Below are 1,686 nucleotides of genomic sequence, written 5' to 3'. Positions count from 1 at the left end.
GAGGCCACTGAAAAAGGTGCGCTTTTAATTTTCTGAAATAGATCTAAATTGATAATGGCGAATTTCCATTCAATCTGAATGAGAATTCGCCATTATTTATATGGTCTTCTTCATGTATTCTACTTTACTAGCGTCATTATTCTTTTGAGATTGACAGTGAATATCGCAAGTGCACCTTGCATTTGCATGCCAACTAGACCCGAGGTAGTGGCTACATCATACCCGTGTCTGTGTTTTAACTCACTATTTTTCGCTTCAATTTTATAGCGCTCTTTTGCCTTCTCTTTGAAGTATTCACTTTCTTGAAAAACGTGTTGCTCGCTATGCTCGGTTGATTTAATGGTGACTGAATAGGTTTTTGATTTTGCTCCTTCTTTATAACAACCTTCTTTAAACGGGCATTGCTTACACTTATCGATATCAAAGTAGTAGGCATCTACTTGATTTTTTCCTGCATTTTTTCTTCCCGTACGTGCCCTACGAATCGCCATATGCCCCGCTTTACAAACGTACATTCCTGCATCTTTATTAAACTCAAATTCATCTTCTTTTTTACGAGTCCCTTGTGTTATTAATGGGTTTAATTTTGATACTAAGTGCAATTCATTTTGGTTAGCATACTGGATATTATCTTTCTCTGAATAGGCTGTATCTCCAATAACGATATCGATTTCCATACCAGTTTTACGACTTTTTTCTATCAATGTTTGCAATTGTTTTCCATCACTTTTTTCACCTGTCGTTATTACAGCAGCTGTAATAATACGTTCTTCATTCATTGCAATATGAGTTTTATAGCCAAAGAAAGAGGAATCCGCAGTTTTGTGACCCACACGTGCGTCTGGATCATTCGAGAGTTGAAGGTGTTCATGGTGATCTTCTACGATTTCTTTCAAGTAGTTCAGTTTTTCTTTTACCCTTGGATACTCGCGGATGGCTTCTTCTTTTTCCACGACATCAATTACTTTTTGGCAATAGTCCAGTTCATCTTCTAATTCGTTAGTTGTTGTTTTCGGTGGGAACTTGTCCTTCAATTTTTCATCGATCTGGTATACTGCTTTCCGTAACAGTTTGGACTTCTCCATCAATATTTCTTTTGGTGATTGCTGATTGAAGCGTGATTTCGTGTGGGTAGCATCCACAATAATAGAGCGGCTCTTAATAATGTCTTTTTCCAATGCGATTGTCACTGTTTTTTGAATCAGCATGTCGAGTAGGTTCACATCTTTCAAGCGAAGTTTACGAAACTTCGTAAGTGAACTAGGATCGATAACCCCGTCTTCTGGAGCCATATCTAAGAAGTATTTGAAAGACATGTCATATTTAGAACGTTCCACAACATCTACATCTGATAAATCGAAGATTGATTTGAGCAATAAATATTTAAACATTCTAATGGGAGGCACTGCATTGCGACCATTGTCCAAGCAATATTTATTCTGCAATTCTTCATGGACAAATGAAAAATCTACGAGATCGTTTATTTGACGTAACATATTATCTTTAGGCACTACGATATCGTAAATAGCCATAAATGGACTAAGAATAAGGGACTGTTGGTTGGAGATCATCCGAAACACCACCTGATTTTGATACCTTTATTATACAAAAAAACAGGCGTCTTTCACACAAATAAATTGCGCAAAAGATACCTGTTTATTTTTTGTGGACTTTTTCAGTGGCCTC

General features: G+C 36.8%; 1 protein-coding gene. It reads right to left on the bottom strand.

What is annotated here, in order from left to right:
* Positions 1-119 precede the first annotated feature (119 nt).
* Positions 120-1,571 (bottom strand): IS1182 family transposase, encoded by a 1,452-nt coding sequence (locus FU659_RS34860; protein ID WP_147951724.1) that lies wholly within the window; start codon positions 1,569-1,571, stop codon positions 120-122.
* Positions 1,572-1,686 lie beyond the last annotated feature (115 nt).

This window comes from Paenibacillus sp. N3.4 (assembly GCF_008017805.1).
GTDB lineage: Bacteria > Bacillota > Bacilli > Paenibacillales > NBRC-103111 > Paenibacillus_E.
This window is presented reverse-complemented; position numbering and strand designations above follow the sequence as displayed.